Annotated in this window: 20 protein-coding genes and 1 pseudogene; 12 read left to right on the forward strand and 9 right to left on the reverse strand. The window is 70.8% G+C overall.

Translation table 11 applies throughout. The features are described 5' to 3' along the window. Nucleotides 1-67 precede the first annotated feature (67 nt). The 3 genes and pseudogenes from J2S44_RS18935 to J2S44_RS18945 all read right to left on the reverse strand — a co-directional run. A pseudogene (locus J2S44_RS18935) lies at nt 68-1507 on the reverse strand (glycosyltransferase family 87 protein); the annotation flags it as partial. A gap of 122 nt (nt 1508-1629) precedes the next feature. Then, nucleotides 1630-4263 carry a transglycosylase domain-containing protein gene (locus J2S44_RS18940; RefSeq protein ID WP_310415592.1) on the reverse strand — a complete coding sequence of 878 codons (2634 nt, stop codon included), beginning with the start codon at nt 4261-4263 and terminating at the stop codon, nt 1630-1632. Nucleotides 4264-4705: 442 nt separating this feature from the next. Beyond that, nucleotides 4706-5125 carry a DUF5318 domain-containing protein gene (locus J2S44_RS18945; protein WP_310415596.1) on the reverse strand — a complete coding sequence of 140 codons (420 nt, stop codon included), beginning with the start codon at nt 5123-5125 and terminating at the stop codon, nt 4706-4708. Between the two features lie 164 nt (nt 5126-5289). Here J2S44_RS18945 and J2S44_RS18950 point away from each other — a divergent pair, with 164 nt between their 5' ends. Both J2S44_RS18950 and J2S44_RS18955 read left to right on the forward strand, forming a co-directional pair. Further along, nucleotides 5290-5904, forward strand: coding sequence for a PadR family transcriptional regulator (locus J2S44_RS18950; protein ID WP_310415598.1), 615 nt, complete (start codon nt 5290-5292; stop codon nt 5902-5904). A gap of 43 nt (nt 5905-5947) precedes the next feature. Then, entirely contained in the window at nt 5948-7027 is a 1080-nt protein-coding gene (locus J2S44_RS18955) for an inositol-3-phosphate synthase (protein ID WP_310415602.1), read from the forward strand. Nucleotides 7028-7104: 77 nt separating this feature from the next. Here the strand turns inward: J2S44_RS18955 and J2S44_RS18960 are convergent, their stop codons facing one another. From J2S44_RS18960 to J2S44_RS18975, 4 genes are all read right to left on the reverse strand, one after another. Next, nucleotides 7105-7611 carry a methylated-DNA--[protein]-cysteine S-methyltransferase gene (locus J2S44_RS18960; RefSeq protein WP_310415605.1) on the reverse strand — a complete coding sequence of 169 codons (507 nt, stop codon included), beginning with the start codon at nt 7609-7611 and terminating at the stop codon, nt 7105-7107. Between the two features lie 18 nt (nt 7612-7629). Next, complete coding sequence (locus J2S44_RS18965; RefSeq protein ID WP_310415609.1) at nt 7630-8598, reverse strand: hypothetical protein; 969 nt, start codon at nt 8596-8598, stop codon at nt 7630-7632. Between the two features lie 152 nt (nt 8599-8750). Further along, nucleotides 8751-9491, reverse strand: a complete 741-nt coding sequence (locus tag J2S44_RS18970; RefSeq protein ID WP_310415612.1) for a hypothetical protein — start codon at nt 9489-9491, stop codon at nt 8751-8753. Nucleotides 9492-10013: 522 nt separating this feature from the next. Continuing rightward, nucleotides 10014-11519 (reverse strand): CCA tRNA nucleotidyltransferase, encoded by a 1506-nt coding sequence (locus tag J2S44_RS18975; protein WP_310415615.1) that lies wholly within the window; start codon nt 11517-11519, stop codon nt 10014-10016. A gap of 47 nt (nt 11520-11566) precedes the next feature. Here J2S44_RS18975 and J2S44_RS18980 point away from each other — a divergent pair, with 47 nt between their 5' ends. The 8 genes from J2S44_RS18980 (at nt 11567) to J2S44_RS19015 (ending at nt 20575) form a co-directional block, all read left to right on the forward strand. Then, complete coding sequence (locus J2S44_RS18980) at nt 11567-12583, forward strand: hypothetical protein (RefSeq protein ID WP_310415619.1); 1017 nt, start codon at nt 11567-11569, stop codon at nt 12581-12583. A 57-nt stretch (nt 12584-12640) separates the two neighbouring features. Beyond that, complete coding sequence (gene murJ, locus J2S44_RS18985) at nt 12641-14413, forward strand: murein biosynthesis integral membrane protein MurJ (protein WP_310415622.1); 1773 nt, start codon at nt 12641-12643, stop codon at nt 14411-14413. Nucleotides 14414-14707: 294 nt separating this feature from the next. Continuing rightward, nucleotides 14708-16264: a protein kinase family protein gene (locus tag J2S44_RS18990; protein ID WP_310415625.1), complete on the forward strand. Its 1557-nt coding sequence runs from the start codon at nt 14708-14710 to the stop codon at nt 16262-16264. Further along, nucleotides 16239-16931, forward strand: a complete 693-nt coding sequence (sigM, locus tag J2S44_RS18995) for an RNA polymerase sigma factor SigM (protein WP_310415628.1) — start codon at nt 16239-16241, stop codon at nt 16929-16931. Before J2S44_RS18990 ends, sigM begins: the two co-directional genes overlap by 26 nt. Continuing rightward, nucleotides 16928-17788 (forward strand): RsmA family anti-sigma factor, encoded by an 861-nt coding sequence (locus tag J2S44_RS19000; protein ID WP_310415631.1) that lies wholly within the window; start codon nt 16928-16930, stop codon nt 17786-17788. Before sigM ends, J2S44_RS19000 begins: the two co-directional genes overlap by 4 nt. A 159-nt stretch (nt 17789-17947) precedes the next feature. Further along, nucleotides 17948-18910 carry a thioredoxin-disulfide reductase gene (gene trxB / locus J2S44_RS19005; RefSeq protein WP_310415634.1) on the forward strand — a complete coding sequence of 321 codons (963 nt, stop codon included), beginning with the start codon at nt 17948-17950 and terminating at the stop codon, nt 18908-18910. Between the two features lie 29 nt (nt 18911-18939). Next, on the forward strand, nt 18940-19254 hold the full coding sequence (gene trxA / locus J2S44_RS19010) for a thioredoxin (protein ID WP_307241993.1): 315 nt from the start codon (nt 18940-18942) through the stop codon (nt 19252-19254). A gap of 154 nt (nt 19255-19408) precedes the next feature. Beyond that, nucleotides 19409-20575, forward strand: a complete 1167-nt coding sequence (locus tag J2S44_RS19015) for an N-acetylmuramoyl-L-alanine amidase (protein ID WP_310415637.1) — start codon at nt 19409-19411, stop codon at nt 20573-20575. A gap of 406 nt (nt 20576-20981) precedes the next feature. Here J2S44_RS19015 and J2S44_RS19020 read toward each other — a convergent pair whose 3' ends face one another. Beyond that, on the reverse strand, nt 20982-21638 hold the full coding sequence (locus J2S44_RS19020; protein WP_310415640.1) for a GNAT family N-acetyltransferase: 657 nt from the start codon (nt 21636-21638) through the stop codon (nt 20982-20984). 191 nt (nt 21639-21829) lie between these two features. Here J2S44_RS19020 and J2S44_RS19025 point away from each other — a divergent pair, with 191 nt between their 5' ends. Together J2S44_RS19025 and J2S44_RS19030 are read left to right on the forward strand one after the other, a co-directional pair. Then, entirely contained in the window at nt 21830-23140 is a 1311-nt protein-coding gene (locus tag J2S44_RS19025; protein ID WP_310415643.1) for an aminotransferase-like domain-containing protein, read from the forward strand. Between the two features lie 8 nt (nt 23141-23148). Then, nucleotides 23149-24102: a D-alanine--D-alanine ligase family protein gene (locus J2S44_RS19030; protein WP_310415646.1), complete on the forward strand. Its 954-nt coding sequence runs from the start codon at nt 23149-23151 to the stop codon at nt 24100-24102. A gap of 729 nt (nt 24103-24831) precedes the next feature. Here J2S44_RS19030 and J2S44_RS19035 read toward each other — a convergent pair. After that, on the reverse strand, nt 24832-25653 hold the full coding sequence (locus tag J2S44_RS19035; protein WP_310415649.1) for a hypothetical protein: 822 nt from the start codon (nt 25651-25653) through the stop codon (nt 24832-24834). Between the last annotated feature and the right edge of the window lie 865 nt (nt 25654-26518).

Below are 26518 nucleotides of genomic sequence, written 5' to 3' on the forward strand. Positions count from 1 at the left end.
TGGTGGCGCCGAGGCCGGCACCCGCCAGCGCCGGGACCGGCAGCGGGGCCGGGCGGCCCCGGCCGAACCGGCTGATCACCCACGGCGCGTCCGGCGCCCCGTCGAGAACGCCGCCGTCCGGGTCGTCGTCGTAGGTGCTGCGTACCGGGTCCTCCGCCGGGTGGCGGATCTCGCGGATCACGAACCAGCAGAGCGCGGCGACCGTGACCAGTCGCAGCGTGGACGCGAGCACGAAGACGCCCTCCGGGAAGACCTGCTTGCCGGACGCGCCGAGCAGCTCACCGTAGAACGCGACGAAGTAGAGCACCTCGGCCGCCTGCCAGGCCAGGAACGCGCCCCAGCGCGGGCGGGCCAGCACCGCGAGCGGCAGCAGCCAGAGCACGAACTGCTGCGACCAGACCTTGTTGAAGATCAGGAATGCGGCCACCACCAGGAACAGCACCTGGGCCAGGCGCGGCCGGCGCGGCGCGGTCAGGATCAGGTAGGCGACGCCGAGGCAGGCGAGGCCGAAGAGCGCGTAGCTGGTCCAGTTCAGCGCGGGGTCGACGTTGTCGCTGAACCACTGGAAGAGGCCCTGTTCCCCGGGGATCAGCGGGGCGAGCTTGCCGTCCAGGTACCGCCCGATGTACCAGAACGTGCCCCAGTCGATCGGCCGTTCCGTGTTGAGCTCGAAGAACCGGTTCCACGACTCGCGCCAGAGCAGGAACACGGGCGCGTTGACCGCGACCCAGGTGACCGCGCCGGTGCCGAACGCGACGAGCACCGGCCGGAGCTTCGCGGCCCGCAACCCGAGGATGAGCAGCGGCCCGAAGATGAACAACGGCCAGAGTTTGGCCGCCGCGCCGAGCCCGAGCAGCACGCCGGCCAGCACCGGTTTGCTCTTCGCCCAGGCGTAGAGCCCGGCGGCGGCGAGGCCGATGACCAGGAAGTCCCAGTTCACCGTCGCGGTGACGAACAGCGCGGGCGCGAGCGCGAACAACGCGGCGTCCCACGGGCGGCGGCGGCGCAGCGCCAGGATGACGGCCGCGGTGGCGACCGCGAGCGCGGAGAGCACCAGCGCGTTCACGTCGTAGAAGAGCGTGCCCTGGTTGACCGCCGGGTTGTTCTCACCGTACGCGTGGACCGGCAGGCCGAGCGCGCCCATGAAGTAGCCGGTGACGACCGGGTACTCCACCGGGTGGTCGCGGTAGGGGACCTTGCCCTCGTTGAGGCCCTCGGCGTAGTAGAGCGCGAGCACGTCGGTGTAGCAGAACCGGGTGTACTGCACGTGGTTGTCCCAGGCGCCGTCGCGGCAGGGCGACTTCTGCACCCAGTGCAGCGCGAGCGTGAGACAGACCAGGGCCAGCACGATCCGGGTGGCGGTCCAGAACGGTGTCGTCCCGCCCCGGCCGGGCGCGGCGTGGTCGCCGAGCGGCCCGCCGATCGCCTCGGAGAGGCCACGGACGAACGGCTCGGACTGTCCGGGGTTGTCGACCCGCGGCGGCTGCTCGACGTTCATACGAGGCATCTTGCCGCATGGCCCTGGAGAACCGGACACGGCCGTCACAAGAACACCGCATCGACGACAAAGAATGAGGCCGGTACGCACCTGGTGCGCACCGGCCTCATCCGGGTCAGACGGATCGACCGCTAGTCGTCGTCATCGTTGCCCGGCCCGCCTCCGCCGGGTACGCCCGGTAGAACGGGCAGCCCGTCGGTCGGCGTGGGTGACGGCGTCTGGTTGTTGCCGCCGCCGTTGTTGTTGCCGCCGCCGTTGTTACCGCCGTTGTTGCCGAAGAGGCAGTTGAAGTCGAACGGCTCACAGCTCGGCGACCCGTTCGGGTTCGGGTTCTGGTTGTCCGGCGTCTCCGGGGCCTTCGGCGACGGCGAGACACCGTTGGCGAGCACGCTCGGGTCGCCGACGGAGCTGCCCTCCGGGAAGCTCTCCACCTTGTACTTCGCCGCCTTGTTCGCGGCGTTCATGAAGTCTTCCCAGATCTGGCCCGGCGTGTCACCGCCGTACATGTCGGATCCGTCCGGGTCCTTGATCGCCGCTCGGGCGCCGGAGGTACCGACCCAGACACCGGCCGCTATCTGCGTGGTGGCGCCGAGGTACCAGGCGTCACCGTTGGTGCCGCCCTCCTTGCCGAGCTCCCAGGTGCCGGACTTGGCGAACGCGGGCCGGTCACCGGCGAGCGAGTGGTCGTTGCCGTCACTCGCACCGGGGATCTTCTGCAGCACCTTGAGCATGCTGTCTATCTGCTCGGTGTCGAACTTCTTCTCCGGCTTGATCTGCTCGCCGTTGACCTTGACCCACTCGCCGGTCGCGCTGTTCTTCTTCTCGACGCTGACCACGAAGTGGGCCTTGTTGTAGTCGCCGCGGTTGGCCAGCGTGGCCAGGCCGTTGACGTGCTCGATGACCTTCACCTTGTACTGACCGAAACCGACCTCGACGTCGAACTTGCTCGGCGCGACCGCGGTCGGCTCGACCTCGGCGAGGTTGATCTCCTCGTCGTCGTTGGTCCACATGGTGCGCACACCCGCGTCCCGGGCGACGGCGACGACCTTGTCCGGCCCCATGTCCTTGGTCATCCAGTAGAACGGGACGTTGAAGGAGTCGATCGTCATCTTCTCCAGCGAGCAGTACTTGCCGCAGGCCGGGTCCTCACGGCCGGCGTTGGAGATCTCGCGGCCGCCGCGCTCCTCGTCGACGTTCTTGGTGGAGTCCCAGTACGACTCCATCGACATGCCCTCGCGCAGGCCCGCCGCGAGCGTGTACATCTTGAACGTCGAGCCCGGCGGGTGACCGCCGTTGCGCCCGGCGAAGTCGAAGCCCGCGCCGTCGTCACCGCCGTAGTAGGCGAGCACCTGGCCGTTGGTCGGGTTGATCGCGACCAGCGCGGCCTGGTGGTTCTCCGCGGTCTTGCTCATCGGCGAGGACTTGCTCTTGCGCGAGGCCGCGTCCTCGGCGGCCTTCTGCATGGCCGGGTTGATCGAAACCTTGATCTTGTACGGCCGCTGCTGCCAGTCGGTTATGCCCATCTCGGCCAGCTCGTCCTTGACGTAGTTCAGGACGTGACCGACCGGCTTGTTGTTGACGCACTCCGCCTGGCAGGCGTTCGGGTCGTACTTGGCAAGGCTCTTCTCCGGGAACTCCGCCTTGGCCCGCTCCTCCGCGGTGATCCAGCCCTTCTCGGCCATGTTGTTGAGCGTGTACGCCCAGCGCTCCTTGGCCGCTTCCGGGTTGCGCGCGGGGTCGTAGCCCTGGTGGCCGCCCTGCACCGGTTCCGGCTGCTTGATGACGGAGGCGAGCACGGCGGCCTCGGACGCGGTCAGCGCGCCCTCCTCGCCGGGCATCTTGGTGACCGTCTTGTTGAAGTAGGCCTTCGCGGCTGCCTCGATGCCCTCGGCACCCCGGCCGAACCAGATCGCGTTGAGGTACAACGAGATGATCTGGTCCTTGTCGTAGTTGTCCTCGATCTTGCGAGCCAGCAGCGCTTCGCGGATCTTGCGGTTGTAGTTGATGCCGGTCAGCTCCGCGGCGTGCCGCGCGTACTGCTGGGTGATCGTGGACGCGCCCTGCGTGTCACCGCCGGAGATGTTGTTCCAGGCGGCGCGGGCGATGCCCTTCATGTCGATGCCGGAGTGGTCGTAGAAGCCCTTGTCCTCGGCCGCCGCGACCGCGTGCTTGACCAGCGGCGTGATCTTCTCGTCCGGCACCACGGTCCGGTTGTGCTCACCGAGCTTCGTCATCTCGGAGCCGTCCGCGTACGCGATCGTGGAGATCTCCGGCTCGAACGTGTTGATGTCCGGGACGTCGTCGAAGGCGTAGGTGAGGCCGACGATGCCGATGCCGGCCGTCATGATGACGACCGCGAACGCCGCTATCGACCAGTTAGCGATCTTGCGGCGCTTGGCGCGCTTCGCGGCTTCCGGGTCCATCGAGCCGGCGCTGCGGCTGCGGCGGCCGGGACCGGCACCGCCCGGCCCGGAGTCGCCGGGTCCGGCCGGAGAGACCGGTCGGACACTGGCCCGGCCCGGCACGGCCCGGCCGACGGGCGCACCACCGACCGCGGCGCCACCGACGGCGGCACCACCCACCGCGGCACCACCCACGGCGGCACCACCGACCGCCGCGCGGCCCGGCACGCCGGGTCGTGCGGAGCCGACCGACGCGGAGCCGGAGCTGCCCGGCACGCGGGCGCCACCGACGGCGGCACTGCCGCCGACCGAGGCACGCCCGGGGACACCGCCGACGGACGCGGAGCCGGAGCTGCCCGGCACGCGGGCACCGCCGACGGCACCGCTGCCGCCCACGGAGGCGCGTGCGCTCGGAGGCCCACCGGGGCGAGCGCTGCCGGAGGCACGTGGGGGCACGCCTCCACCCGGCCGGGCACCGTTACCCGGCCAGCCGCCGGAGGCGCCGGACCCGCCGTAGCGGTCGTCGTCCGGCTCACCGGAGCCCGGCATCCGGCCTCCGCCCGGACCGGATGCCCGGCCATGCGGAGGACTGGGTTCGCCGTACGCGTTCATTCGTCACACCCTGCCGGTCGCGGTGGCGCGAGTCGACGACCCTGGGGGCGGCCGTGAGCTTCGCCACGAACGGACACAAGGGGCGCGGCAGCACATACCGCTGCCCCTTCACTTGACTTTGTAGCCGTTACATCCGGAATAAACGGACTTATCGGGCTAACGATCTGACTTACCTCTCCGACCCACGAGCGCGTCACCGTTCCGCCCCTCGTCTACGGCCGGAGTTGCCACCGGGTTCATCCGCCTCCAGGCCCTCGCGGCCCAGCAGGAACTGCTCCACCAGGTGGTTCCAGGAGCAGCCCTGGCACACCTCCACTACGTACACCTGAAACTCACTCAGCGTCATCGCCAACACCGGAAGCTCCGCCAGTTTGCGCGCCTGCCCGGCGGACTGCTTGAGCTCATCACCATAGATGTAGTGCACGAGCGTGAGGTTCTCGCGGCGGCACATCGGGCACCGCTCCTCGGTCGGCTCACCGTGGAAGCGTGCCGCGTTCTTGAGGTAGGGGGAGGCATCGCAGACCTCGTGGACGCCCACCCTGCCCGAATGCACCTCACGCAGCACCGCTCGCCTCTGAAGCGAGTAGTCCACCACCTGCCGCTGCGTGCGCACGGACTGAAGAGTAACGGCTCCCGGCCCAAGAGGCGACAACGCTCACTTTCCGTGACAGTCAGTGCCCGACACGAACGTCTGACGGCACATCGTTTGCGCATCAGCCACCTTCCGTTCTACGGTTCGATGTATCGGGCCGATACATCGGATGAGAGGAGACGGCCGTGTTGGAGTTCGCCATCCTCGGTCTGCTCTCCGAGTCGGCCATGCACGGCTACGAGCTGCGCAAGGAGCTGGGCACCAAGCTCGGCCCGATCCGCGCGGCGATCAGCTACGGCACGCTCTACCCGACGCTCAAGCGGCTGCAGCTGGCCGGCTGGATCACACAGGCCGGCGAGACGCCCGCGACCGCGGACGAGGTGCCGGCCCTGACCAGCCGGCGCGGCCGGATCGTCTACAAGATCACCGCCGAGGGCAAGGAACGGTTCGCGGAGCTGCTCGCGCACGCCGGGCCGGAAACCTTCGACGACGCGGGCTTCAACGTGCACTTCGCGTTCTTCGCGCGCACCGACCGCGCCACCCGGCTGCGCATCCTGGAGGGCCGCCGCCGGAAGGTCGAGGAGCGACGCGAGGGCCTGCGCAACCTGCTGGCCCGGGCGACCGAACGGCTCGACGCCTACACGTTGGAGCTGCAACGCCACGGCCTCGACGCGTGTGAGCGCGAGGTCCGCTGGCTGGAGGAGCTCATCGCGAGCGAGCGCTCCGGCCGCGGCCCCGGCCGCGACATTCTCCCGCCCTCGACCGGCACCGCCGCCGGGGAGGAGCCGGGCCCGTCATGACAGGCGACCTGTCGTGCTGACCAAGAAGAAGGAGGCAACCGGGATGGGTTCCGTCCGCGTGGCCATCGTCGGTGTGGGTAACTGCGCCTCGTCCCTGGTCCAGGGTGTGGAGTACTACCGTGACGCCGACCCCAGCGACCGGGTTCCCGGTCTCATGCACGTCACGTTCGGCGACTATCACGTCTCGGACGTGACGTTCGTCGCGGCGTTCGACGTGGACGCCAAGAAGGTCGGCCGCGACCTGGCCGAGGCGATCGTGGCGAGCGAGAACAACACGATCAAGCTCGCCGACGTGCCGCCGACCGGCGTGCAGGTGCAGCGCGGCCCGACGTTCGACGGTCTCGGCCAGTACTACCGCGAGATCATCGAGGAGTCGGACGAGGAGCCGGTGGACGTGGTGCAGGCGCTGCGCGACGCCCAGGCCGACGTCGTCGTCGCGTACCTGCCGGTCGGCTCCGAGGAGGCGGCGAAGTTCTACGCGCAGGCCGCGATCGACGCCGGCTGCGCGTTCGTCAACGCGCTGCCGGTCTTCATCGCCTCCGACCCGGCGTGGGCGCAGAAGTTCACCGACGCGGGGCTGCCGATCGTCGGCGACGACATCAAGAGCCAGGTCGGCGCGACCATCGTGCACCGCGCGCTGGCGAAGCTGTTCGAGGACCGCGGCGTCGAGCTGCTGCGCACGTACCAGCTGAACTTCGGCGGCAACATGGACTTCATGAACATGCTGGAGCGCAACCGGCTGATCTCGAAGAAGATCTCCAAGACCCAGTCGGTGACGTCCCAGATCCCGCACGAGATGGTCAAGAGCGACGTGCACATCGGCCCGTCCGACCACGTGCCGTGGCTGGACGACCGCAAGTGGGCGTACATCCGGCTGGAGGGCAAGGCGTTCGGCGACGTGCCGCTGAACGCGGAGCTCAAGCTCGAGGTGTGGGACTCGCCGAACTCGGCCGGCGTCATCATCGACGCGGTCCGCGCCGCGAAGATCGCGCTGGACCGCAAGGTCGGCGGCCCGATCCTCTCCGCCTCGTCCTACTTCATGAAGTCCCCGCCGGTGCAGTACTCCGACCACGACGCGCACGCGTCCGTCGACAAGTTCATCGCCGGCGAGATCGAGCGCTGACCGAGGAAGCCGGAGCATGATGCCGAAATCGGGCATCCTGCTCCGGCCGTCCGGCTTCCGGCCGGAAGCGCAACTCTCTACGGAGACCAGTCGCGCTGGAGCGTGACGCGGGCCTCCAGCTCCAGCAGCACCCGCTTGCGCGGCAGGCCGCCGCCGAAGCCGACCATCTTGCCGCCCGCACCCACCACCCGGTGGCAGGGGACCAGGACCGGGATCGGGTTGCGGTTGCAGGCGGTGCCGACCGCGCGGGCCGCACCGGCGTCGCCGAGCCCGGTCGCGATCTCGCCATAAGTGATCATCTCGCCGTACGGCACGCGGGCGATCCGGTCCCACACCGCGCGCTCGAAGTCGGAGCCGCCGGGCGCCCGCATCGGCACGGTGAACGCGGTCAGCTCGCCCGCGAAGTAGGCCCGCAGCTGCGCCACCGCCTCGTCCAGCGGCGCCGGCCCACCCCCGGCGTACGGCGTCGCGGCCGGGTGCCGCCCGAAGTGCACGCCACCGACCGCGGCCGGGCCCGCGACGTCCGCGCTCCCGGCCGCCACGGAGAGCTCACCGATCGGTGAATCGATCACCACCCAGCGCATGCGCTCCATTGTGCCGCGTCAGCCCCGGGTGTACTCGATCGTGTAGGCGTTGCCCTCCTGCGTCAGCCGGGTGCTGCTGCAGGTGTAGTCCGCCGTGTCCGAGGTCGCCAGGAACTCCTGCTCCTCCGCGGTCTCCTCGCCGTTGACGAAGATGACGAACGTGGCCTCGGTGTCGACGCCGGTCAGCGCGAGCCGGCTGTTGCGCGACGTGTAGTCGTACGTCACCTCGCCCTGGATCCGCAGCCGCACGTTCTGCCCGCTGAGCGTGCCGGTGTACTCGGTGCCGTCGCCGTAGTCGAAGATCGCCGTACCGTCCTGGGCCAGGGTGAACGTCGCGCCCTTGCCACCGCTCAGCTTGATCGTGCCCACGTTCGGGACCTCCAGGTCCTCGGTGTGGGTGGAGACGTTCCAGGTGCCGACCGTGCACGCGTCGATGTCCGGGTTCACCGAGACGGTCGGCGTGGGCGTGCCGCCGGCGTTCGGGTCCTTGTCGTTCTCGGTGTTGCCCCAGACCGCGATGCCGATGCAGCAGAGCAGCACCAGCACGACCGAGACCAGCGCGCCGATCAGGAAGTTGAGGCCGCGCCGGCCCTTGTTCTGCGGCGGTGGCGGCGTGTAGACCGGCGGGTACGCCTGCGGCTGCGCCGTGTACTGCGGGGCCGCCTGGTACGGCGGCGGGGGCGGCGGGCTGCTCGGGTAGCCGGCACCGCTGGTCGGGTAGCCGGCACCGCCGCTGGTGGGGTAGCCGGCACCGCCGCTGGTCGGGTACGACGGGGCGCCGCTGGTGTGCGGGTTCGGGTACGGGTCGTAGCCGGAACCGCTGGTCGGCGCCGGGTACGGAGGCTGCGGCTGCTGGGGATAGGCGGGCGGTGGGTAGTTGGCCGGAGGCGCGGAGGTCACCTCGCCGGTGCCCCGGTAGTTGCCGCACTGCGTGCAGTTGCCCGCCGCGTCGATGGTGCCGCCCCCACAGACCGCGCAGGGCCCCATGTCGCCTCCCGGCTCGCTATCTCCCGCTTCAGACCCGACGCTAGCGGGTGCGATCCACTCGCCCCAATGGCCTCAACGGTCAGCGGATCTTACTCAATGAGTAATTCTCGGCCGGGCACAGTGAACGCTCACCACGCACCGCGACGACATGATCACCCGATTCTGACCAGGCGTTCCGTCTGCGCGTCGGGTGCGGTCAGCGTCAGCTCCCCCGGCCCGCACTCGACGGACCACTCGGTCAGCGAGGCGGGCCACTCCGCCGGCGCGCCCGGCTCGCCGCCGTCCGGCGTGACCGTGAACGTGGCCGCGGACCGGGCCTGGGTGGCGGCCGTCCTGCCGTCCGCGGACACGAACTCGAACGTGACCGTGCCGGCGACCGTGATCAGCGTGTCCCGCCCGTCGACGGTGGCGGCGTACCCGGTCGCGGCGCCGTAGTCGACCACGCCGGTGCCGGCCGCCGCGTAGGTGACCTCCGGGCCGTCGCTGGTCAGCGTCACCTCGACGGTGCCGATCCCGGGCAGCGCGACGAGTTCCCGCTGCTCGGCGACGCGCCACACCCCGGCCAGGCACTCGTCCGCGGCCCCCGACGCGCCGACCGGGCCGACCGGCGCACTCGACGGCGGGGACAGCGACGGAACGGACGACGGCGAGGGCGAAGGCGACGACGGCGAAGGCGAGGGTGAGGGCGAGGGGGCGGAGGGCACGGCCGCGGCCTGGGCCGCCGGCGGGCCGGTGAGGCGGTCGGCGGCCCGGGAGTCCGCGCCCGCGAACCGCACCACCACCGTGCCGAACACACCGGCCGCGACGACACCCGCGATCGCGACCAACGCGACCGCGACCGGATGCGCGCGCTCGTTTCCGGCCAGCGCGGGGGAGCGGGAGTCGTAGCTCATCACCGGTTCCGCCGGGACCGGTGACGGCGGGGGAGCGGGAGAGACCGGTGCGGGCGCCGCGGGGGTACGCCACGACGGCGGCCTGGGCACGCGCGGCGACACCGGCGGCCCGGACATCGGACGCCCCGACACCGGCACCCCGGACACCGGCGGCCCGGACACCGGCGGCCCCGGCATGGGGGGACCCGACACCGGCGGCAGCGGCGTGGTCTCGGCGCCGTCCCGCAGCGGTGCGGTCTCGGCCGCGTCGCGCGGCGGCCCGGACACCGGCCGGTATGCCGGATTGGTCGGGTAGGTGGGTGACTGCAGGCGCTGCCGCGACACCCCGCACCCGGCACACGTCCCGTCGGCCGTGACCGTCACCTCGCCGCAGATGGCGCACGGTCGCACTGCCCGGCCCTCCTTAGCCACCGATCGGCCCTCCACGAAGGACCGAGCAGTGAACCTAGCCGACCGTACGCGCGCCGCGTAAGCGGTTGATCCGATCGAAATCAGTGAACGGATCGTCAGGTGAGAACTGTCCTAAAGGCCCTGTGCGCGAGCCCACGCACGCAGCTCGTCCTCCGCCTCGTCGCGGGTCAGCGGGCCACGCTCCAGCCGCAGTTCCTTCAGGTGCCGCCAGGCCTGACCGACCAGCGGCCCCGGCGGCAGCCCGAGCAGCTCCATGATCGCGTTGCCGTCCAGGTCCGGCCGGACCCGCGCCAGGTCCTCCTCGGCCGCGATCCGGGCGATCCGCTCCTCCAGCGCGTCGTAGTCCGCGGCCAGCGCCGCGGCCTTGCGCCGGTTGCGCGTGGTGCAGTCGGAGCGGGTCAGCTTGTGCAGGCGGTCGAGCAGCGGGCCGCCGTCCGTCACGTACCGGCGCACCGCGGAGTCGGTCCACTCGCCCCGGCCGTATCCGTAGAAGCGCAGGTGCAGCTCGACCAGGCGGGTGACGTCCGCGGTGACGTCCTTCGGGTAGCGCAGCGCCTTCATCCGCTGCCGCGTCAGCCGCGCGCCGACCACCTCGTGGTGGTGGAAGCTGACCCGGCCGTCCGATCCGACCGCCTTGGTGGCCGGCTTGCCGATGTCGTGCAGCAGCGCGGCCAGCCGCAACGTGAAGTCCGGCTCGCCGCCGCCCTCCAGCCGGATCGCGTTGCTGACCACGGTGAGCGTGTGCTCGTAGACGTCCTTGTGCTGCGCGTGCTCGTCGATCGCGAGCTTGAGGCCGGGCAGCTCCGGCAGGAACCGGTCGGCCAGGCCGGTGTCGACCAGCAGCCGCAGCGCCGCGATCGGGTCCGCGCCGACCATCAGCTTGGTGAACTCGTCCCGGATCCGCTCCGGCGTGATCCGGTCCAGCGACGGCGCCAGCTCGGTCATCGCGGCGACCACGGCCGGGTCCGGCGTGAACCGCAGCTTCGCCACGAACCGGGCCGCGCGCAGCATGCGCAGCGGGTCGTCGCCGAACGACTGCTGCGGCGTGCCCGGCGTCCGGATCACGCGCGCGGCCAGGTCACCCAGGCCGCCGTGCGGGTCGGTGAACACGTGCCCGGGCAGGCTGACCGCCATCGCGTTGATCGTGAAGTCGCGCCGGACCAGGTCGTCCGCGAGGCTGGTGCCGTACCGGACGACGGGGTTGCGGCTGACGCCGTCGTAGGCCTCCGCGCGGAACGTGGTGATCTCCAGCCGCAGGCCGCCGCGCATCGCGCCGATCGTGCCGAACTCGCGCCCGGTCTCCCAGATCGCCTCGGCCCAGCCCTTGAGCACGGCGAGTGTCTGGTCCGGCTGCGCGTCCGTGCAGAAGTCCAGGTCGTCGCCGAGCCGGCCGAGGAGCGCGTCCCGCACCGAGCCACCGACCAGGTGCAATTCGTGCCCGGCCGCGGTGAAGCGGCGGCCGAGCTCGTCGGCCACGGGGGAGACGCGCAGCAGCTCCGCGACGGCGTTGCGCTGCGCCGCGGACAGCTGCGCCGCGGACGGTTGTGCCGCGGCCGGCTGGTCGGCGGTGGCCTGGCGCTGATCGACCCCGACGGGGCCCTGGGACGTTTCAGACATGGGACCGCCAGCGTATCGCCCTCGTGCAGGGGGCAGGATGGTTACCCATGCCAGTCCCCGAGGCGCTGCGCGCGCTCGCCGGTCGTTCCTCCTTCTGGTCCGAGTGGTTCTTCACCGGTGACGAGCCCACGGACCGTCCCGCGCTGCTGGTCACGTTGCCGGTCGCGGGTGGTTACCGGCTGCTGCTGGATCTGGACTTCGCGCAGCCGTACCACCTGCTGGAGCTGGCCGCGCCCGGGTTCGGCGCGCACGAGGGCACGATGCTCGGCTGGGACGCGCCGGACGACGGCCGCCCGCACGTGCTGCGCTGGTCCGAGCTCGACCTGATCGGCCGCGTGATCGCGATGGACGACCCGTCGCTGCCCCACCCCGGGCTGGTGGTCGCGCTGCTCAGCCGGTTCGCGCCGGTCACGCTCGCGGACGACGTGCCGGTGGTGCGGGCGCTGTTCACCGCCGCGTTCCGCGCGCTGCGCCCGGCACCGCTGGAGGCCGGCCCGGAGCAGGAGCCGATCCCGTTCTTCGCGGAGCCGCGCTGGTGGCCGATGCCGGTGGACCCGGAGGCGCTCACCGACCGCGAGATCGAGCGGCTGCTGGTCGGGCGGGACGGCCGCCGGGCGGGCCTGGACTGGCACCACCACGAGGGTGCCGGCTGGGTGGCCACCCAGCGCGCCGAGCGCAACGAGCTGGGCTTCCCGATCAGGAGCATGCGCGACGGTACGGAACACGCGTTCCCGTTCGCCGGCCTCGCTGAGCTGCTGAAGTCCGCCCGGTCGCGACTGACCACGGAGATCTACGGCGCGCCCTGGTGCACCACGACCGCGGTGGTGCCGCTGGCCCGGCGCATGGTGCACGCCGGGGACCTCTCGGCCGTACCGTCGCTGCTCGAGGCTCTGGAAACGGCCGGGTGCGATCACCCGGCCGTGCTGGACGCGCTGACCGAGCCGCTGGTCCCGGCGGAGGCGGCCTGGGTGATCGAGGAGATCGCCGGTGCCACGCCCGGCACGCTGTTGCGCGAGGTCTGCGCCGGCACGCCCGCGGATGTGGAGAGTGCTCGGGTTGACTAGGGTTCGTTCAACGCCGGCGGCACGCGGGTACGCCGGGCGGTTCCGAGGGGAAACGACATGACCGGCGGTCTGTACCGGAGCTCCAACGCAGGCCATCGTGACGGTCCCTACGACGACAGGCACGCGCCGCCGCTGATCGACGCGGACGAGGCGCGACTGACCGTGCCGGACACGGACACGGTCAGTGGTGGCGGCGAGGTGCCGGGGGCGGAGCCGCCGACCAGTACCGCGGGCAACAGCCTGATCATGGCGGCCGGCAGCCTGGTCAGTCGCGGCACCGGCTTCCTGCGTACCGTCGTGCTGTCGGCCGCGCTGGGCACGGTGATCGGTAACGCGTACACGACCGCGCAGATCTTCCCGGGTCTGATCTACGACTTCCTGCTCGGCGGCATCCTCTCCAGCGTGCTGCTGCCGCTGCTGGTCCGGCGGCGCAAGGCGGACGCGGACGGTGGCCAGGCGTTCACCCAGACGCTGCTCAGCCTCGCCGTGCTCATGCTGGCCGGCGCCACCGTGATCGCGGTGGTCTGCGCGCCGCTGCTGACCATGACCTATGCCGGCGGGCAGTCCGGCGAGTACCAGACGCTGGTCACCCGGCTGTCGTACCTGATGCTGCCGATGATCTTCTTCACCGGCGTGTCCGCGCTGTTCAGTTCCGTGCTCAACACCCGGGGCCACTTCGCGGCGCCGATGTGGACGCCGATCCTGAACAACATCATCGTGATCGTCACCGGCGGCGCCTACCTGGTGCTCTACGGCGCCTCGAAGCTCGACCCGGAGCAGATGACGCCCGGCCGGATCGCGCTGATCGGCGGCGGCACGCTGATCGGCGTGGCGGTCCAGGCGGCCGGCCTGATCCCGGCGCTGCGGAAGGTCGGCTTCCGGTGGAAGTGGCGGTTCAACTTCCGCGACCTCGGGCTGCGCGAGCTGGCGCGGCTCGGCGCGTGGATGTTCTTCTACGTGGTGGCCAACCAGATCGGCCTGGCCGTCGTGTTCAGCCTGCTCAACCGCGCGGCCGCGGACTCGGGACAGGCCGACGACCCGACCGGCCCGCTGATGTACAACAACGTCTACCTGCTGTTGATGATGGCGCACGGCATCATCGCGGTCTCGATCATCACGGCGCTCATGCCGCGGATGAGCGCGGCGGCCGCGGACGGGCGCCTGTCCGAGATCGCGGCGGACCTGAGCCGCGGTCTGCGGACCGCCACGGCGGCGCTGGCCCCGGTCGCGGTCGTCTACGGCGTGCTGGCCGCCCCGATCACGGTGGCGCTGTTCCGGCACGGCGCGATCACCGACGAGGACGCGCTGGCCACCTCGTTCGTGCTGATCAGCGCCGGCATCGCGCTGATCCCGTTCTCGGTCAGCCAGCTCTTCACGTTCGCCAACTACGCGATGTCGGAGAACAAGACCGCGGCGCTGGTCAACGCGCCGGTGGTGGTGGTCCGGATCGCGATCCACATCGCCTGCTTCATGCTGCTCGACGCCGAGTGGGTCGCGGTGGGACTGATGGCCGGAAACGGTGCTTCTTACCTCCTTTCGGCTGTTATCTCCGCCACGGTTCTGCGCGGCCGGATCGGTGCGCTCGGCATGCGCGACGTGGTCACCACGCTGCTGAAGGTGCTGGCCGCCACCGCGGGCGCGACCCTGGTCGGTGTCGTGGTGACGACGCTGCTGCCGGGCGACGGCACGCCGTCCCTGATGGAGGCGCTCCTCAACCTGGCCGTCGGCGGTGCCGCGATCGGCGGCACGTACCTGGCGCTCGCGCTGGCGCTGCGCATTCGCGAGATCACCCAGCTGCTGGACATGGTGAAGCGCAAAATCAGCCGGTAGTTTCGGGCCCTCCCGCCGGGGATATAGCTGTCGTCACCCGATGGTTGTGGACAGAGGCTTTGAGTAACCCCAGGTAGGGCGCACAATCTCTACAGGGCTCGCTCCCGCACCGCTGATCACGGCGGCGCGGGAGGAGGACGCACCGGGAGTGGCCGCGATCCAGGTAAGGTCGCTCTCGGCGGAAGCGGCGCGACGCCTACCCTTCATGGGAGGATTGTCCGCGCAACGGGTCTATCGATCGCAAATCTTTGGTCGCAGGCCGATTGAGGACGCGTGATCACCGAGGGAGGACGGGTGACCCAGGTCGGCGAAGGTCGAGAGGCCGCCGAGGCGGTTCCGTCCGTGATGACCTTCGGTGAGCCCGCCGTCGGTGACGTCATGGCCGACCGTTACCAGCTGGAAGAGCACGTCAACGACGACTCGGCCGGCCGGCAGATCTGGCGCGGCACGGACGTGATCCTCCGCCGCCCGGTCGCCGTGGTGCTGCGCTACCCCGGCGGCGACGAGGCGGCCGAGATGCTGCAGTCCGCCGTCGCGGCCAGCCGGGTGATCCACCCCAACCTGGCCGGGGTCTACGACGCGATCGACGAGGGCGAGCGGGCCTACGTCGTGCGCGAGTGGATCGACGGCGTGGCGCTGCGCGACCTGGTCACCGACTCCGGCCCGATGGACGCGGCCCGCGCCATCGGCATCGCGCACGGCGTGGCGGACGCGGTCGCGGCCGTGCACGCCACCGGCATGGTCCACGGCAACGTGCACGCCGGCACCACCATGATCGGCACCGACGGGCGGGTCGTGCTCGCGGACGCGCGGACCGACGGCGGCGTCAAGCCGGACGCGGACGTGCGCGCGGTCGGCGGCGTCCTCTACTACGCGCTCACCGGGCACTGGCCGCACGCGGAGGCCGGCGCCTCCCGGCTGCCGGACGCGGTGCGCGACGGCTCCGGCACGATCGTGGCGCCGCGCCAGGCGCGCGCCGGCGTGCCCGCCTACCTCGACGACCTCACGATGGACCTGTTGGACCCGAAGCTCGCGGTCCCCGCGTCCGACGTGCTGGCCGCGGAGCTGACCCGGCTCGACTCGGCCGCCGAGGAGCAGTACCTGGAGGAGGTCGGCCCGCTCCGGTTCACCCAGGGTGACGAGGCCGGCCCGGAGCAGCCGCAGAACGCCGGTCGCAAGATCGCCGTCGGTGTGGCCGCGCTGCTGGCCATCGCGGTCATCGGCCTGATGCTCGGCATCTCCGCGCTCGGCGGTGGTGAGGACGACGGCCGCCAGCCGGTGCAGGCCAACGCCAGCCAGGGCACCGACGGTGGTGGCGGCGCCGCGCCGGGCGCGATCCCGAACCCGCAGCCGATCAAGCTGAACGGCAACCAGATCCGCGTGGTCGACCCGGGGCCGAACAGCACCGGCGACGACCGGCCGGACGCGAACCTCGCGATCGACGGCGACGACGGCACGTCCTGGGACACGTCGACGTACAACACGCGCAAGTTCGGCAACCTCAAGCCCGGCATCGGGCTGCTGATCGACCTGGGCAGCCCGCGGCAGGTCTCCTCGGTCAAGGTGCAGCTCGGCGAGAAGGGCATCTCCGCGCAGCTGCTGACCGGTGCGAGCGACCCGGCCGGCGGCAACACCGGCGCGCCGAACGACACGCTGATGGGTTTCGACGAGCAGATCCGCACGACGTACACCCAGATCGGCAAGGGCTTCGAGAACCACGACGCGCCCACGCTGGCCTTCATCGACGGCTTCGACCCGGACGCCAAGTACCAGTACCTGCTGGTGTGGTTCACGGAGTTGCCGGACTCGCGGAAGATCGTGGTTGATGAGATCACCGTCGAGGGAACCTGACACACCCGACGACGAGCTGCTCGCGGCTCACGTCGCCGGCGATCGCGATGCCTTCGCCGAGCTGATCCACCGGCACCGGGACCGGCTCTGGGCGGTCGCGGTGCGCACCGTCGGCGACCGCGAGGAGGCGGCGGACGCGCTGCAGGAGGCGCTGCTCTCCGCGCACCGGGCGGCCGCGCGCTTCCGGGGCGACGCCGCGGTCACCACCTGGCTGCACCGGATCGTCGTCAACGCCTGCCTGGACCGGATCCGGCGGCTGCGGAGCCACCGCACGGTCCCGCTCTCCGGCCCGGCCGACGACGACCGCCCGGAGCGGGAGCCGGCCGCGCCGATCGTCGACCACGACACCGCGCTGGTGGTGCGGGCCGCGATCGACGAGCTGCCGTTCGAGCAGCGGGCCGCGCTGATCCTGGTCGACGTGCAGGGCTACTCGGTGGCCGAGGCGGCGGCCGCGCTCGGCGTGGCCGAGGGAACCGTGAAGAGCCGGTGTGCCCGCGGTCGCGCCAAGCTGGCGATCAGCCTCGGGCACCTGCGGCCGCAGCGGTCTCGGCCCAATAACGCTCCGGTCACGGGAACGTTGAGCGACGCAGCTCACGCCGGGAACCCGGCGGACGCGGGAGACGTCTCATCGCGGAAGGCCCTGCGAGTGCAGACGGAGGAACAGTGAGCAGCTCGGACGCGTCACTGACCGAGGCTCAGTGGGACCTCCTCGCCGACTACCTGGGCGGCGCGTTGGCCGGCGACCCACGATTCGACGAGGTCACCGCGCTGATCGCCGCGGATCCGCACTGGCGGGACGCGCACGACGCGCTCGCCGAGGCCACCGGCGCGGTCCGGACCGACCTGCGTGCGCTGGCCGAGGCACCGGTCGGCCCGATGCCCGCGGACCTGGCCGCCCGGCTCGACGACGCGCTCCGGGCGGAGTTCGTCGCCCCCGTCGTCCCGCTGCGGAAGCGCCACGTGCCGCGCTGGGCCGTGCCCACCGCGATCGCCGCCGGTGTGCTGGCGTTCGCCTCGATCGGCCTGACCGGTCTGCTCGACAACTCGGCGGACAACAGCGAGGTCGCCACGTCGGCCGGGGCGCCGGGTGCCGTGTCCGCGCCGATGCTCGCGCAACGGGTCCTGGTCAGCGGCCGGGACTACACGCCGGAGTCCGCGGCGCTGGCCGCGCAGACGGCGGAGCGCGGCGCCGCCGCGGCCGAGACGTTCAGCAGTCCGATGGCCGACACCGGCGGCGGGGCACCGGCCCCGATGCGGGAGGACACCGCCGGCGCCGTGCCACCGGCGCTGGCCCGGCTCACCGACCCGGCCGCGCTGCGCGCCTGTCTACAGGCGATCGCGGTCGAGCACGGTGTCGCGGCCGTCACGGCCCGGCTGATCGACTACGCGTCGTTCGAGGGCAGCCCCGGCATGCTGGTGCTCTTCACCGATCCGGCCGGCCGCGACATGGTGTGGATCAGCGGCCCGGAGTGCGGTGCCGAGGGCATGGGAGCGGACACTCTCCATCGCGCGCCGGTAGGGTGAGCAGGCAGCACCCTTCGGGCCCCGACGTGAGCCGGCCCACCGGTGTGCCGGACCGGGAATCCCGGTTCATGCGATGACGTTTCTGCTGGGGCGATCGCCGCCATGCCCTGCCACCGGCCGGACGGGCAGCGCCGCACACGAGGACTGAGGAGTGGGGCAGTGGACGAGGTCCGCAACCTGATCATCATCGGCTCGGGGCCGTCCGGTTACACCGCCGCGGTCTACGCCGCACGCGCCAACCTGAAGCCGCTGGTCATCGAGGGTGTGCAGTCGGGCGGCGCGCTGATGACCACCACCGAGGTGGAGAACTACCCCGGCTTCCCGGACGGTGTCATGGGCCCGGAGCTGATGGACTCCATGCGCAAGCAGGCGGAGCGGTTCGGCGCCGAGTTCATCACGGACGACGTCACCCGCGTCGAGCTCACCGGCACCACGGTCACCGAGCCGGGTGCGGAGGGCCTCAAGACGGTCTGGGTCGGCGACACCAGCTACTTCGCGCGCGCCGTGATCCTCGCCACCGGTTCGGCCTGGCGCCGGCTCGGCGTCCCCGGCGAGGAGGAGCTGCTCGGTCACGGCGTCTCGTCCTGCGCCACGTGTGACGGCTTCTTCTTCCGCAACCAGCACATCGTGGTGGTCGGCGGTGGCGACTCCGCCATGGAGGAGGCCACGTTCCTGACCCGGTTCGCGGAGACGGTCACCATCGTGCACCGCCGCGACTCGTTCCGGGCCAGCAAGATCATGGCGCAGCGCGCGCTGGACAACCCGAAGATCAAGGTCGAGTGGAACAGCGCGGTCGAGGAGATCCTCGGCGAGGACGGCAAGGTCAGCGGCGTCCGCCTGAAGAACACGGTGTCCGGCGAGACCAAGACGATGGACGTCACCGGCGTGTTCGTCGCGATCGGCCACATCCCGCGCAGCGACCTCTTCAAGGGCCAGGTCGCGATGGACGAGGACGGCTACGTGGTCGTCGACTCGCCCAGCACGCGGACCAACGTCCAGGGTGTGTTCGCGGCCGGTGACCTGGTCGACCACACGTACCGGCAGGCGATCACCGCGTCCGGCACCGGCTGTGCCGCCGCGCTCGACGCCGAGCGCTTCATCGCGTCGTTCGAAGAGATCTAGTAAGTCACCCCCCAGCCCCAGGAGGATCCATGGAGTCGGTCACCGACAAGACCTTTGTCAGCCAGGTTCTGCAGTCCGACAAGCCGGTGCTCGTCGACTTCTGGGCCGAGTGGTGCGCGCCGTGCCGCAAGGTCACCCCGCTGCTCGAGGAGATCTCGCAGGAGATGGGCGACAAGGTCACCATCGTCAAGATGAACATCGACGAGAACCCGGAGACCGCCATGGCGTACCGGGTGATGTCCGTGCCGACGCTCACGGTCTTCAAGGGCGGCCAGCCGGTGAAGTCGGTGGCCGGCGCCAAGCCCAAGGGCGCGCTGATCAACCTCATCGAAGACGCGCTGTAATACACTTTTTGCGCAGAGAGCCCCGGTTTATGCGTTTCGCGAAGCCGGGGCTCTTTACTGTAAGTAGCCCGTCTTCTACCCGCACGTCGTGAACCCGGCGGCGGCGGTGGACCCGCGATACGCTCCGGGTCGAGTTCCGAGGAGGTCGTTCCCTGTGCGCCCGATCCGACGTGGAGACCGTGGCCCCGCGGTGGCGGAGATCCGCTCGGTCCTGGCGCGCCTCGACGCGTCCTTCGACCAGGACTCCGATGTCTTCGACGACCGCACCGACACCGCGGTCCGCGCGTTCCAGCAGCAGCGCGGCCTGACCGTCGACGGCGAGGTCGACGAGGAGACCTGGCTGGCGCTCGACGCGTCCCGCTGGCGGCTCGGCTCGCGCGCGCTGTTCCACGCGATCCCGCACCCGCTGATCGGTGAGGACGTCCGCACGCTGCAGGAACGCCTGCTGGAGATGGGCTACGACGTGGGCCGGCCGGACGGCGTCTACCAGGGCCGCACCGCCAAGGCCGTCGGCCAGTTCCAGCGCGAGGTCGGCCTCTCCCCGGACGGCTCGTTCGGGCCGCAGACCATGCACGCGCTGCGCCGGCTCGGCCGCAAGGTGGTCGGCGGCCGGCCGCAGTGGCTGCGCGAGGCCGAGGCGTTCCGCCAGTCCGGCCCGCACCTGCTCGGCAAGACCGTGGTCATCGACCCCGGCCACGGCGGTCCCGACCCGGGCATCATCGTCCCGGACGGCCCGCTGCGCTGGACCGAGTCGGAGCTCGCGTTCGACCTCGCGTCGCGCCTGGAGGGCCGCCTGGCCGGCGCCGGCATGCGCGTCCACCTCACCCGGGGGCCGTCGCCGGCCGCCCGCATCCCGGATCGGGACCGTGCCCAGCTCGCCAACGACCTGCACGCCGACCTGCTGATCTCGCTGCACATCGACGGCTACAAGACGCCCGAGGCGGACGGCGTCTCCACGTACCACTACGGCGACGGCACCTCCGACGGCGTCACCTCCACGGTCGCCGAGCGGCTGGCCGGGCTGGTCCAGCGCGAGATCGTCGCCCGCACCGGCATGCGCAACTGCCAGACCCACGCGAAGACCTGGGACCTGCTGCGTCTCAGCCGCATGCCCGCGGTCCGCGTCGAGTTCGGCTACCTGACCTCGCCGCTCGACCGGAACCGGCTCGTCGACCCGCTCTTCCGCGAGCAGGCGATAGAGTCGATCGTCGCCGCGGTCCAGCGGATGTACTACCCGGTCGAGAACGACGTGCCGACCGGTTCGATCGACGTCCGCCAGCTGCGCATGGCGCTTTCCGGCGGTCTCCCGGTCAAGGCCTGAACCCCGGATCAACAACCGGATCTTCCCGCTTCCGGCGGCCCGGGTCCCGCATGCTCCCGCGGGCACCGGTCGTCGCTGGCGCTCCTCCCTGCACGATCCGAGGCCGCCCGAGCACACCCAAGTGAGCTTCGCTCACTAGGCTCCTGGCCTGCTCACGACATCTCCGTGCGGCATCCCGATCGGCGCCCAACGCAACGTCTCGGCGCGGCGCGGCTCAGCGCTGCGCGGCGTTCCGGCACGGTGGGACGGCGCCTCGTCGAGGGGCTATCGCTACTGAGTCGAGCTCACTTACGGGGTGCCGGAGTGGGCCGGGACGTGCAGGGAGGCCGGCCAACGGCCGACCGGTGCCCGCGGGAGCATGCGGACGGTGACCACGCCGGAAGCGGGAAATCCGCTTCTCAGGTCGTCAGACCGTGGATCGGGTGGCGGGCCGAACCGGGCGCAGCAGCGTCTCCGGCGTCATCGAACCGAGAAGTTTCTCCAGCGCGTACTCGACGTCGGACTTCCAGGAGAGCGCGGTGCGCAGTTCCAGGCGGAGGCGCGGGTAGCGGGGGTGCTGGCGGACGGTCTTGAAGCCCACGGAGAGGAAGAAGTCGACCGGGGCGACGCAGGCCTTGGCGTCGTCGTCGACGTCACCGAACTTGGCGTCCCCGAACGCCTCGATGGCCTTGATGCCACGCTTGGTGAGGTCGCGTGCGACGCCCTGGACCAGCATGCGGCCGAGCCCGCCGCCGGCGAACGCGGGGACGACGTGAGACGTCATCAGTAGCGCGGCGTCGGCGGAGACGGGCGAGGTGGGGAACGCCATCGAACGCGGGACGTAGGCGGGCGGCGCGAACATCACGAAGCCGGCCGGCATGCCGTCGACGTAGACCAGCTTGCCGCAGGAGCCCCACTCCAGCAGCGTCTGCGAGACCCAGGCCTCTTTCTCCAGCTCAGGTGCGCCGTCGGTGCAGGCGCGTTCGGCGCTGACCGGATCGAGCTCCCAGAAGACACACCTGCGGCACCCTCGCGGAAGGTCCTCGAGCGTGTCCAGGGTCAGGCTGACCAGGCGACGAGACATGGTGGCGATCCCCCACGGTGCTGACGAACTCCCCGGAGAATCGTACGCCGGATTTTCAGCTGAGCGCGAAAGACGCGGGGTTGGTCCGCCATGTGGACCGCCCGGTCGTCCGAGGGTGGCCCGGATGTGAAGGGCATAACATCGATCACACCGGCGCCCGCGCTGGGCGCACTGCCAAGAGTGAGGTGATCATGTCCGGCACGACGCTCGATGATTACACCGATAGGTATGCCGCCCGTGTCGGGGGCATGACCGCCTCGGAGATCCGAGCTCTCTTCGCCGTCGCCAGTCGCCCCGAGGTGGTGTCGCTGGCCGGTGGGGCGCCGTACATCGCCGCACTTCCGCTGGATGCCGTGGGGGAGATGCTGGGCCGGCTCGGCAGCGAACAGGGCAGCACCACCCTGCAGTACGGGATCGGCCAGGGCACGATCGAGCTGCGCGAGAAGATCTGCGAGGTGATGGCGCTCTCCGGCATCGACGTCGGATGCGGCGCCTCCCCGGACGACGTGGTGGTGACGGTCGGCGGCCAGCAGGCGATCGACCTGGTCGCACGCCTGTTCCTGGACCCGGGCGACGTGGTGCTGGCCGAGGGGCCGACCTACGTGGGCGCGCTCGGCGTGTTCCAGGCCGCGCAGGCCTCCGTCGAACACGTGGCGATGGACTCCGACGGCCTGATCCCGGCCGCGCTGGAGGCGTCCATCGCGGCGGTCCGGGCGTCCGGCCGGCGGATCAAGTTCCTCTACACCATCCCGACCTACCAGAACCCGGCCGGCGTGACCATGTCGGAGGAGCGGCGGGAGCAGGTGCTGGACATCTGCGAGCGGGAAGGGCTGCTGGTCGTCGAGGACGACCCGTACGGTCAGCTCGGCTTCGACGGCGACGCGCCCCGGCCGCTGCGGGCCCGCCGGCGCGACGGCGTGTTCTACCTGAGCACGTTCTCCAAGACGTTCGCGCCCGGGCTGCGGATCGGGTGGATCCTGGCGCCGCACGCGGTGCGCGACAAGCTGGTCATCGCGACCGAGGCGACGATCCTCTGCCCGAGCGCGTTCGCCCAGGCCGCGGTCACCCAGTACCTGACCACGATGCCGTGGCGGGAGCAGCTGAAGGTCTACCGCGAGGTGTACCGGGAGCGGCGCGACGCGCTGCTCGACTCCCTCGACGACCTCATGCCGGCGGGTACGACGTGGACCCGGCCGTCCGGCGGGCTGTTCGTCTGGGCGACGTTGCCGGACGGGCTCGACTCGAAGGCGATGGTCCCGCGTGCGATCGCGGCCCGGGTGGCGTACGTGCCCGGCACCGGGTTCTACTCGGACGGCACCGGCCAGCGGTACATGCGGCTCAACTTCTCGTTCCCGTCACCGGAGCGGATCCGGGAGGGCGTGCGCCGGCTCTCCGGCGTGATGGAACAGGAGATGGCGATGCGCTCCGTCTTCGGCTCCGGTTCGGTCGGTCTCCGTCCGGGCCAGGGCGGGGCGGATGTGCCCGGTTCGCAATTGGCATGATCGACGGCATGTCTCGCGATCTTCGTGTCCTGGTTCTCGCCGGCGGCCTCTCCTACGAGCGGGACGTCTCGCTCCGGTCGGGCCGCCGGGTCGTCGACGCGCTGCACGCAGCCGGCGTGCAGACCGAGCTCCGGGACGCGGACGTCGCGCTCCTGCCCGGCCTGCGCGCCGACCCGCCGGACGCGGTCGTCATCGCACTGCACGGCGCCACCGGTGAGGACGGCTCACTACGCGGCGTGCTCGACCTGTTCGACATGCCCTACGTCGGGTGCGACGCCCGGGCCGCGCGCCTCGCCTGGGACAAGCCGTCCGCGAAGGCGGTGCTGCGCGAGGCCGGGATCAGAACGCCGGACTGGGTGGCGCTGCCGCACGACCGGTTCTCCGAGCTGGGCGCGGTCGCGGTGCTGGACCGGATCGTGGAGCGCCTCGGCGTACCGCTGATGGTCAAGCCCGCGCAGGGCGGGTCCGGTCTCGGCGCGTCCGTCGTCCGGTCGGGCACGGAGTTGCCCGCCGCGATGGTGGGCTGCTTCGCATACGACTCGACCGCGCTCGTCGAGCGGTACGTGACCGGCGCGGACATCGCGGTGTCGGTCGTCGACCTGGGGGAGGGGCCGACCGCGCTGCCGGCCGTGGAGATCGTGCCGCGGGACGGGGTGTACGACTACGCGGCGCGGTACACGGCCGGCCTGACGACATGGCACGCACCGGCCCGGCTGTCCCCGGCCGTCGCGGCGGATGTGGCGGCGGTCGCGGTGGCGGCGCACGAAGCGCTCGGCTTGCGGGACCTGTCGCGGGTCGACCTCATCGTCGACCCGGACGGGGTGCCGCACGTGCTCGAGGTGAACGTGTCACCGGGGATGACCGAGACGTCACTGCTACCGCTGGCGGTAGCGGCAGCGGGACTGGATCTGGGGACTGTGCTGAGCGGGCTGGTGGAACGGGCGGTTCGGCGGGGCATTTGACCGATTCGCGAAGCGGCGTGGGGGAAAGTCGGTCGGTCCGAAATCGCGAGAGAATGGCTCTGACAGAAGCGGTTGCCTGGGCCGCGCTTCCCTATGCAGGGTCTCCGGGCCCGGGTCTCCGGGCCGGGGTGTCCGAGCCGCGTGTCCTCGGCGGCGTGCCGTCGGCTGTCCGGGGTTTGGCGTTCAGGGTTGCGCGTTCGGAATTGCGCATTCGGGGTTCGTGCTTGGCCGGGCCGTCGCGGTCGCGCCGGCGATCGTGGGCTGCCGCCCGGCCTTTCGGGTCCTGCTGGATTTCACGCTGTGCGCGGTTCTGTGTTGGTGGTCCGAGTTCAGCGATGGTCGGTTCCGTGTGGTGCAAGGTTTCGCGTGGTGCCGGGTACCCCATGGTGCGAGATCACGCTTGGTGTGAAGATCCCGCGTAGTACGGATCGCGCGTTGGCTCGGTTTCGCATTGGCTCGGTTTCGCGTCGGCTCGGTTTCGCGTTGCGAGCGTTGAGCACGATTCCGGGTTGTGCCGGATTCCGGGTTGTGCTGACCTGGCTTCAGGCCCGGGACCGTTGCAGAGTTGCTTTCGGCTGAGCCGGGAGGCGCAGAACAGGTCCTCGGCCGGCCACCGTGCAACCCGAGACCCGTCCCGGGTTCCCTCGGGGCTGGGCCGCCGAGGTCGTCCAACAGGCGCACCGGCCTGATTCACACGGCACCGGCAACGTTGGGCCGGAACCATGTGGATCAGGCCTTGGTCGGCGCGGAGTCGGTGTCGGTAGCGACGGGGTTCCCGCCGGCCGCGGCCTCGTCGTCCGGTTCCTCCAGCGCGGCGACCGAACTGATCGGCTCCGCCGGCGCGGCGATCGACGTGCCGCTGGCCTCGCTGCCTCCCGGTGCCGACCCGCCGGTGTCGCCGTCAGCTGGACGGGTACCGCGGGTGGTGTCGTCGCCGGCGCTGTCACCGGCCGCGGCGAAACTGGACGGCGCCTGCCACTGAATGTGCGGCGGCTCGGCGAGCGGACGGCCACCGAACTCGGCCAACCACGCGGCGACAAGCGCGAGGTTCTCCCGCCACTGCATCTCCGGGATCGGCGGAAGAATCGCGTCCCAGAGCGACAGGAACGTGCCGCGCAACTGCAGCCGCCCGTAGGGACGCGCGAGGAACCACATGTGCAGGTGCGCGGAACCGTCACCCCAGCGGTTGACGTGCACCCGAGCGACGCCGTCCAGCGAGCGGATGGCGCGTTCCAACCGGACGGTCATCACGCCCAGCTCGGCGGCGAGCAGATTAGGCAGGTCACCCAGGTCGAGGTGCGACCGCGACTCCAGGATCAGAACCATGGGCAGCCCCGACGGCTGGTCCATCGCGCGCACCCGCCAGCGGTCACTGACCCAGATATACGCCTCGTCGGGCGCGGCACACGCGACACAGTCCGCCGAGCCCTCACCCTTGCGTGACGGCTCGACCTCGACCGGGTCTTCGATCTGCTTCACGCGGATGTCGCCCTCGAACGGGAACGACGGCCACTTCGTGAACTCCGGAACGGAGGAGGGGGTGTGGGGCACGAGGCTGACCCTAACGGGTTTCCCGCCCGATGTCCTTACCTCATTTCGGCACCGCCGAAGCCAGTCCAGAGCATGCCGGGCGGTACGTCCACAGGCCACGTTATCCACCGAGTTATCCACAGGCACGCTTCGCACCCTGTGGATTACCGATCGGCATGCCCACCTCAGCGGAGGCGATCAAACACCCTGCGTGGACGCGTAAAAAGCGGTTATCCACCACCGTCATCCACAGGGCAACAGGCCATCTGACGCGCTGTTTCACGTGAAACGCAGCGCCCTGTGGATAACTTCTGTGGATAACTTTGCCCACCGCGAAGCGGCCGCCCCGTCTCGCCGAGTGGACGGAGTTTTCCACAGGCCCGGTGCGCCGGGATGGGCCGCGGACCGAGCCGAGTCGATCTCGGGGTTTCACGTGAAACGGGGCGGTCGAGGACTCACGACGCCGGCCCGAGAAATCCTCGCGAGAGCCGGAACTCCTCGAATCGCACGGTCCACCTGTGCCGTGGACCGGAAGGACCGCTCGGCGATGAAGCCTGTGTCTCCACCGGCGCCTATGGCCAAGGCCGACCGATCTGATGCCAATGGCGGTCTGGCTCTCGTCCGGAGGTGTGGTCTGTCCGAGTGAAGGGTTGTCGTCTTCCGGCCTTGAGACAAGGTCAGATGATGACGCGCGATCCCCGACGGATTGCCGAACCCATGTCATCCCCTTCGTGGCAGCCACCTCCTACGGCGCTCGCTCTGCAGGGTTGGATGGCCAGCGCTTCCCGGCGACGAATGATCCGAGATTGGGGTGCGCCGCTTCCACAGGTCGCCCTGAGGACTCGCGGACGGGTGCTTCCATCGCCTCCCACATACGAGCCGAGCG

Source organism: Catenuloplanes niger, from assembly GCF_031458255.1.
Lineage (GTDB): Bacteria > Actinomycetota > Actinomycetes > Mycobacteriales > Micromonosporaceae > Catenuloplanes > Catenuloplanes niger.